We start from the raw sequence: 7,444 nt of genomic DNA, 5'->3' as shown, positions 1-7,444 counted from the left end.
GCCATCCACGGCATCCGGCGGCGCTGCGCGGCCAGCGCGTCGCGGGCACGCTGATGCTCCTTTTCTCTCACCAGCATGTTCTGGCGCTCAATCTCCCACTGTTTCGCCGACACAATCGGGGGTGTTTTCATGGGTTCTCCTTCCGCATCGTCGCAGAAACAACGTTCAACATCGCAGTTGAATATCGCCTCACCAGCTCATCATGACTCCCCTCTATAGTCAACATGATGGTTGAAGATCAGGTGTTGGATCGTGCGGACGCTCCGGCGGCGCGGCTGCGCCGGAAGCGACGTTGGCAATGAACGATGCCCCGGTTGCCAGGGTGCAGCGCGTGATGCCCGCCGCGCCAGAAGTGGTATTCGACGAGTGGCTCGATCCAGAGTCGTTGACGGAGTGGATGTGTCCGCGTCCCGTCCGGGTGGTCGCTCTCACCATTGAGCCCCGCGTCGGGGGGACCGTGCGCTTCGATATCGACGATTTAGGCACGCGTGTTCTGATCACCGGACGGTTCTTGTCGATCGATCGCCCGCGCAGGCTGCGCTTCACGTGGAGCGCCTCGGATTGGCCGGACCCGACGGCGGTCAGCGTCGTCAACGTTGCCTTCGAGCCACGCGGCGACGATCAGACGCTCATGACCATCGAGCATTCGCTGCTGCCCCCAGACACTTTCGACGAATACCAAAGCGGATGGGCGGGCGTCTCCGATCAGCTTGCCTCATTCTTGCGCGGCCTTCGTAGGCTCGAGCGCGAGTAGCCAACACAATTGAGCTGGTCAAGGTGGATCCCGCTTACGGCGGATAATCCGGTGTAGGCCAAGTTGTTTCGCAACAGCGCCGATCGGGGCTCTGGACGTCGGAGGCTCAGGATAAGGACGACTTGTCGCCGTCGTACTCACCGGCGACCAGTTCCAGCGTGTCCGCCATGGTCCGGCTCAACGCTTCGTCAATCGCTCCTCCAAGAGACTTTCGCCGCTGTGCCGCTCCCGAAACCGCGCTGCGGCATATTCCGTCCCGGCAACCAGCACTTCAATCTCGACAACCTGGATCCTCAGCCGCGGCGCAGCGTTGCGTGCCACACGCAGCCCCTCCGTCAACTGCGCAAGCGGCACGACTCCCCCATCGACAGCGACCATCGAGAAGTCCGGATGGTGTTGCTCGACAATCCGTGTGAAGACCTCCTGCGCGGCTTTCGAACCGAGCCACTGCCCCAAATCGTCGTGCAGATCGTGGATTTCTCGAATAAGACGATCGCCGCTCACACCGTCTGAACCTAACGCAGACCGCCGTGGATCCATCGCTCACATCACAGGGCTACTGGCGAGCGCTGCGTAGTACGGCTGTAGCCTGACGGCCGTGAACTCCTCTCGTGTGTCTTCTTCCGTCGCGCTCGTGGCCTGTGCTGCGTCTTTAGTCCTGACGCTCGCCGCTTGCGGCTCCGATACGGAAGCGTCACCGGCAAGCTCATCCCCCGTCTCGGACCTGTTCACGCCGCCCTCCATCGTGGAAACGGCAACCGAAGCGAGCGCATGCCCAACGGCACCGCCGGAGAATGGCGGTACGCCCGAGTGGACGCTGCCTGGGACCACCGGCAGCGTCGCGGTCACCGGATCCACTGAGACCACGGCGCCAATCGTCAACGTGAGTGCACCGTTCAGCGTGACCGAGACTCAGGTACACACACTGCGGGCCGGTGACGGACCGGTGGTCGCAGATACTGCCACGGTTTTCGTCTGCTACATGGGTGTCAATGGACGTGACGGCACTGTGTTTGACAGCAGCTACGAACGGGGCGCGCCGGTCGACTTCCCGCTCGACGGCGTCGTGCCAGGCTTCCAGAAGGCCATCGCCGGACAGAAGGTCGGATCCACGGTCGCCGTCGCAATGACCTCTGCCGACGGCTACCCCGAAGGTCAGCCCGCTGCTGGAATCCAGCCGGGTGACTCCCTCGTCTTCGCGATCAAGATCCTCGACGCCTCGAATTGAGCTGCGACAATTTGAGCCGCAGACCCGAAAGGCCGTGGGTAGCACCGGAACTCACGCATTCTGCGCCAGAACCCCAGGCGGCAAGGCAGGGACTAACCCCCACCGGTGACAGGATTTGACGTCAGCGGGATGAACCCGCCGTTGATCCAAACCCCCCAGCGTCCGCCCCAGCCCGAGTACCACACCACCGGCTGTCCTTGCCACGACTCGGCCGGCTTCGGCGGCGCCCAGTTCGGCGGCAGTTCGCCTTGGACGGGCGCCGGTGGCGGCGGAGCCGGTTCGGCGCTCGCCAGAGCAGTCCCCAGGCCCAAAATCGCTGCGGTGAGCCCGCTCGCGACTGCGACCGTAGGCAGGATGGTCTTGATCAAGGTCATGCGCATGACTCCAGCGTTGATACCGAATCGAATACTTAGCAGGCATAACCACCTTACGCGAACCAACCGGGGCTAATTGCCCCACCTTCACGACGCGCTGCAGGGTCAGTCCGTGCTTTCCCCGAACAAAGGCCGCACGTCCGCGACCTCGTACTCGGAGACCGACGCCGAGAGCATTGCCGCGCCCTGCTCGTCGCTGGGGCCGCTGCTGCGGAAGGCTTCGACGGCCGCTTGTGAGTGCCAGCGCTCGAAGATGTTGATGCGGCCGGGGTCGATCAGGTCGGCTGTGATGGCGAAGTCGAGGCAGCCGTCTGCCCGGCGCGCCTGGTCGACGACGCCCACGCAGCCGGCGAGGTAGGACTGGCGCTGCTGGGGCTCGACGGTGATATGTCCTGCAACGATGACCATGGGTACGCTTTCTTCTGCTGCCAACATGTCGTGCCGGACCGGCACCTTGTACCCCGTATAGACACTGCGAGCACGCAAGAGTCATCGGCCAGTCAGCAGCCGACGGGCGGGCCGAACCGCCGCGGACCGATGAATATTGGCCGTCGACGGAGTCCACACATCAAACGATGCTCTCGATCGCGAAGAGGACCGATGACCACTCCCATTACCGCGAAGCCGCCTGTAGTAGACCTGCCGACCTGGCAAGCAGCCCTCGATGAGTTGCGGATCAGGGAAAAGGCTGCCACCCGGGAACTCGACGCCATCGCTGCGCAGCGCCGCCGACTTCCCATGGTGGAAATGCCTGACTACACCCTGATCGGCGGAAGCGGCCCGATCCGCCTGGCCGACGTGTTCGACGGCCGGTCCCAGCTCATCGTCTACAACCACATGTGGAACCCCGGCGAGGACTGGCAGTGCGGTGGGTGCACCAGCTTCACGTCGCAGTTCACCCGGTTGGGTTTCCTCGACAACTATGACGCCCGCTTCGTCATCGTGACGCACGGTTCGATCGAGGAGGCGCTGGCGTATAAGGCCAAGGTGGGCAACAAGATGGACTGGTACTCCTCGTCGGAGAGCTCGTTCGCCGCCGATGTCGGCGCGGGGCCAGGCGAAGGCTTTGCGCTCAACGTCTTTCTGCGTGACGGCAACACGGTTTACCGCACCTGGCACACCACCGGCCGCGGCGTCGAACAACTCGCGCATACCTTCGCGTTGATCGACGTCCTGCCATGGGGGCGCAAGGAAGAGTGGCAGAATTCTCCCGACGGATGGCCCAAGAGCCCGACCTATTCGGGCTGGCTGGACTCTCCCGATGTCGCAAGGCTCTACGGGCAGTAGAGACGCAGCGCAGGCCTAGCGCTGAGTTAACCTGGCCGCATGAGCACCCAGCGAGTGCCCGGCGGCGTGGTGCACAAGCTGCCTCCCGATCTGCGCGAGGCGCTGATTGCCAACGGCACGGCACTCGCTGCGTGGAAGGACATCACGCCCTTGGCGCGCAACGAGTTCATTTGTTGGGTCGAGGATGCCAAGCAAGAGATGACTCGAAAGCGCCGAATCCGCCGCACTCAGGAAGAGTTGGAGGAGGGTCAGCGCCGGCCCTGCTGTTGGCCGGGATGCAAGCACCGCGAGCGTGTCGGTAGGTAATTAGCCGCGGCTGCGGTCAGGGGTGCGTCAACCCAGGCAAGCAACTGATGAATGGTATGCACGGCGGCGGTGGAGGCGCCGGCGGACCTTCGCCGGCCGCATGCACTCCCTGAACCGAGTATCAAGTTCCACCGACCTGCTATTGCGCCACAGATCGGCGACTGGCCGTTATCGTAAGCCGGTGGAAGGCACGCCATTCGGACGCTACCGGCTGATCGAGTTGCTGGGCCGCGGCGGGATGGGCGAGGTTTGGCGCGCCTATGACAGCGCGATCGACCGTGTTGTGGCGTTGAAGATGCTGCTACCGCACCTAACCCAAGACCCCGACTTCGAGAAGCGGTTTCAGCGCGAGGCCCGCGCCGCGGCACGCCTGGACCATCCCAACGTCGTACCGATCCACGATGTCGGCGAGATCGACGGACGGCTGTTCGTCACCATGCGTCTGATCAACGGCACCGACCTGCAGACCCTGATCGACGCCGGTCCGCTGGACCCCCAACGCGCGGTGTCGATTATCGATCAGATCGCCTCAGCTCTGCACAACGCCCATCGAGCGGGACTGGTGCACCGCGACGTCAAACCGTCCAACATCCTGATCGCCGAGAACGACTTCGCGTATCTCATCGACTTCGGAATCGCCCGCAGGGCCGAAGACACCGGCGTCACCGCAACTGGGGCCGCGATCGGCACGTGGGCGTACATGGCTCCCGAACGCTTCAACACCGGTGAGGTGCACCCCAGCTCCGACATCTACGCCCTCGCCTGCGTGTTCTACGAATGCCTTACCGGTCGTCGCCCGTTCCCCGGCGACACACTTGAACAAATCGCCGTCGGCCACATATTCACTCCCCCGCCCCGACCGTCCGAGGAAAGCGGCTCCGTCCCCGCGGAGTTGGACGAAGTGATCGCGATCGGCCTGGCCAAGCAGCCCGCGGATCGCTACCCCACCACCGTCGATTTGGCCGCCGCCGCAAAGCAAGTCATCACTGAACCGGGCCGGCTCGACGCCAATCGACTGACGCCGCCGGCCCCGGTGAGCGCGAGCAACCCAAGCTTGCCGCCTTGGTCTCAACAAGCGTGGATCCAATCACGGCCCGGGGATAGCGGCGCGTCACATTTGGCGCCCACGCAGTTGAGCGTCCCCAATCTGCATATGCCAACAGCGCCACCCACCGCGAAGCCTCAAGGGCGGCGCCACGGTGTCCTCATCGGCGCGCTGGTGTTCATCGTGACTCTTGTCGTCGCGGGAGGTGTGGTCGCTGTCGTGCAGCTCACTTCGCGCGACGAGCCCGCAGGTGCCGCACCGCCCACCGCGGCTGTAGGTGGGGTCGACTTCACCGGCACGTACCGAGCTGACTACGGACCGGGGACGGATCTCGAAGACAAGCCGGTCCCGAATGCGCCTGCGACGACGAGCAGCTGGGGCGTCCGTTCGACATGTGGTGCCAGCGGTTGCGTGGCGACGGCGGCGAACGTCAGTGGCAGCGGCACTTCCCTTTTGTCTAACCTGACATTCGATCAGTTGGGCGGCAGCTGGGTTGCGGTCGGCCTCGCCTCAGCGCAATGCGGCGACACGCCCGCAGAGCTCTGGGTGGTGTTCACGCTTGAGCCGCAGCCCGACGGCACACTCGCCGGCGAGACCGTTCGGGCCTCCACCAACGGTGCGTGCGCCGCCAAACGCACTGTGAAGTTCACCCGCACCGGCGATCCTGACGTGAACAAAGTTCCGGATCCAGCGGTCCTACCGCCACGGTCGGTAACCACTGCCGACGGGCTTCGAGGCCGCTATCGCCAGACCACAACGTTCACGAGCGGCAACGTCGTTCGCGGAAACATCCTCACCGCCGATACGTACTGTCTTCGCATCGGCGACAAGTGCATGAGCTTGTTCCACGGTCCCGATGGGGTCGTCACATTGATGTTCGCCGACGACATGTGGACGCGCAACGAACAGGGCACTACGCAGTGCCCAGCCGGTGGCACAGCGCAAATCACCATCACCGCGGAGTACCCGATGCCCCCGCAATTGGATGATCCCATCGCGGTGCTCACTGGCCGGGGCAAACAAACTGTCGCGGCGGGAAGCGATTGCGCCGGCGGTGGGGACTTCGAGGACGTGTTCGAGCGAACGGGCGGTTAGCCGCAGGCTTCGCGGCTCGCTCAAACGCATGGCTGATACCGAACCAGGTGAAAGTCCTTGGCTTGTCGGTGTTCTGCGCGACGCTCGGCCGGTTCGGTCGACGTGACGAGCATCAGTGCCGCCGCGTCAGGTCATCGCTTGGGCCCGCGAACCGGTAGCGCGCGAACAGCTTTCCCGTCACAGCGCTCCCCATCAACCGGTCGGCAACGTCGCGCCACCTTAACCTCCGGCGACGATAGTTTGCGGCAGTTTCGTGTGCGATGGCCGCATCGAGTGTGCCTGCGCTGCACGATTTGTCGAGCATACGCCCGGTGGGGACACACTCGACGCAGTGACCGCACAGTCACAGCGCTTCATGCACACTCGGCAAGACGAAGCATCACCGACGAACGGCGGACTAACGCCCCGCGCTGCTAGGCGCCTAGGGCTGGTCCGATGGTGGTGTTCCAGGATTCCTGCATTTCGGATTCGAACAGTCCCCAGGTGTGGGAGCCCTCGGGCCGTACGACGTAGGTGATGGGTACCCCGGCTGCAGCGGCGGCGTCGGCGAACACCCGGGTGCTGTCGGCCACGATGCGCTCGATGAGCCCGCCGGTGATGTTGGGGCCAAAGCCCTCGGGCAGCCGATCCACCGCACCGACCCCACCGCTGGCCGAGGCCGCGGCATAGACCGCCACCCCGCTCAGCTTGGCGACGTTCTTCGACGGGTCATGGGCCACCCACGTCGGTCCGCCCGGCGGGCCCCACATCGCCTCGGCGCTGGCCCCGCCACCCATCAGCGACATGCTCACCTGCTGGGGTTGATCGGCCGGGTTGAGCAGGCCACTGTAGGAACCCACCGCCCGATACATCCCCGGCGCCTGCACCGCGTAATCGATCGCGGTACCCCCGGTGCTCGACAGTCCGCCGACCGCGTTGCGGCCGTTGGTGTCGTACTCGGTGTTGATCAACGGCGGCAGCTCCTGAGTCATGTAGGTCTGGTACTGCTTGCCCGGATCCCCCACCCAGTTGGTGTACCAGCTAAACGCCCCACCCAACGGCGAGACCACATTGACGTTCTTGTCGGCGAAAAACCCCGCAATATCGGTCATCCCGAACCAGCTCTTGGTACCCGGGGCCCAGTTGCCGCCCGGATCCAGATTGTCCCCGCCATCGATACCGGGCAACAGATAAAACGTCGGCGCACCCGACTTGGGAGCCTTGAACACATCGTTGACGATCACCTTGTTCATCGACGGCGAAAACACCGACACCTTGTCCCAACGCTCATTGACATGCTCCACACCAGTGATGTGCGCACCCTGCCCCGGCCCAGCAGCAGGCTGCGCCACAGCCACCGGAACCGACACCAACGA

At 64.3% G+C, this 7,444-nt stretch carries 10 protein-coding genes; 5 read left to right on the top strand and 5 right to left on the bottom strand.

The features are described 5' to 3' along the window. Positions 1–131 (bottom strand): DUF899 family protein (locus tag VFH65_RS03680; RefSeq protein WP_353319779.1); only part of this gene is annotated, 131 nt, incomplete at its 3' end. Positions 132–298: 167 nt separating this feature from the next. On the opposite strand from VFH65_RS03680, the gene VFH65_RS03675 reads away from it, so the two are divergent. Continuing rightward, the gene (locus tag VFH65_RS03675) at positions 299–754 is read left to right on the top strand and encodes an SRPBCC family protein (protein ID WP_353319777.1); all 456 of its coding nucleotides are present in this window, start codon (positions 299–301) and stop codon (positions 752–754) included. A gap of 177 nt (positions 755–931) precedes the next feature. Here the strand turns inward: VFH65_RS03675 and VFH65_RS03670 are convergent, their stop codons facing one another. Next, positions 932–1,258, bottom strand: coding sequence for a hypothetical protein (locus VFH65_RS03670; protein WP_353319776.1), 327 nt, complete (start codon positions 1,256–1,258; stop codon positions 932–934). Positions 1,259–1,352: 94 nt separating this feature from the next. Between VFH65_RS03670 and VFH65_RS03665 the strand changes: the two genes are divergently transcribed. Further along, positions 1,353–1,982 carry an FKBP-type peptidyl-prolyl cis-trans isomerase gene (locus tag VFH65_RS03665; RefSeq protein WP_353319775.1) on the top strand — a complete coding sequence of 210 codons (630 nt, stop codon included), beginning with the start codon at positions 1,353–1,355 and terminating at the stop codon, positions 1,980–1,982. Positions 1,983–2,074: 92 nt separating this feature from the next. On the opposite strand, the gene VFH65_RS03660 is transcribed toward VFH65_RS03665, so the two are convergent. Together VFH65_RS03660 and VFH65_RS03655 are read right to left on the bottom strand one after the other, a co-directional pair. Beyond that, the gene (locus VFH65_RS03660; protein ID WP_353319778.1) at positions 2,075–2,356 is read right to left on the bottom strand and encodes a hypothetical protein; all 282 of its coding nucleotides are present in this window, start codon (positions 2,354–2,356) and stop codon (positions 2,075–2,077) included. A gap of 105 nt (positions 2,357–2,461) precedes the next feature. Beyond that, the gene (locus VFH65_RS03655; RefSeq protein WP_353319774.1) at positions 2,462–2,764 is read right to left on the bottom strand and encodes a putative quinol monooxygenase; all 303 of its coding nucleotides are present in this window, start codon (positions 2,762–2,764) and stop codon (positions 2,462–2,464) included. A gap of 192 nt (positions 2,765–2,956) precedes the next feature. On the opposite strand from VFH65_RS03655, the gene VFH65_RS03650 reads away from it, so the two are divergent. The 3 genes from VFH65_RS03650 (at position 2,957) to VFH65_RS03640 (ending at position 6,089) form a co-directional block, all read left to right on the top strand. Continuing rightward, positions 2,957–3,643 (top strand): DUF899 domain-containing protein, encoded by a 687-nt coding sequence (locus VFH65_RS03650; protein ID WP_353319773.1) that lies wholly within the window; start codon positions 2,957–2,959, stop codon positions 3,641–3,643. Between the two features lie 39 nt (positions 3,644–3,682). After that, positions 3,683–3,949: a YdeI/OmpD-associated family protein gene (locus tag VFH65_RS03645; RefSeq protein ID WP_353319772.1), complete on the top strand. Its 267-nt coding sequence runs from the start codon at positions 3,683–3,685 to the stop codon at positions 3,947–3,949. 181 nt (positions 3,950–4,130) lie between these two features. Continuing rightward, positions 4,131–6,089 carry a serine/threonine-protein kinase gene (locus VFH65_RS03640; protein ID WP_353319771.1) on the top strand — a complete coding sequence of 653 codons (1,959 nt, stop codon included), beginning with the start codon at positions 4,131–4,133 and terminating at the stop codon, positions 6,087–6,089. 413 nt (positions 6,090–6,502) lie between these two features. Here VFH65_RS03640 and VFH65_RS03635 read toward each other — a convergent pair. Continuing rightward, a partial coding sequence (locus VFH65_RS03635; protein ID WP_353319770.1) for an alpha/beta hydrolase occupies positions 6,503–7,444 on the bottom strand: 942 nt, incomplete at its 5' end.

Origin of the sequence: Mycobacterium sp., assembly GCF_035697385.1 — a bacterium.
GTDB lineage: Bacteria > Actinomycetota > Actinomycetes > Mycobacteriales > Mycobacteriaceae > Mycobacterium.
Note: the sequence above shows the minus strand (reverse complement) of the source record. Positions and strands in the feature narration are given on the sequence as shown.

Coding starts and splice junctions, on each gene's coding strand:
- VFH65_RS03675 (WP_353319777.1), top strand. CDS start 299: ATGAACGATGCCCCGGTTGCCAGGGTGCAGCGCGTGATGCCCGCCGCG.
- VFH65_RS03660 (WP_353319778.1), bottom strand. CDS start 2,356: ATGACCTTGATCAAGACCATCCTGCCTACGGTCGCAGTCGCGAGCGGG.
- VFH65_RS03655 (WP_353319774.1), bottom strand. CDS start 2,764: ATGGTCATCGTTGCAGGACATATCACCGTCGAGCCCCAGCAGCGCCAG.
- VFH65_RS03650 (WP_353319773.1), top strand. CDS start 2,957: ATGACCACTCCCATTACCGCGAAGCCGCCTGTAGTAGACCTGCCGACC.
- VFH65_RS03645 (WP_353319772.1), top strand. CDS start 3,683: ATGAGCACCCAGCGAGTGCCCGGCGGCGTGGTGCACAAGCTGCCTCCC.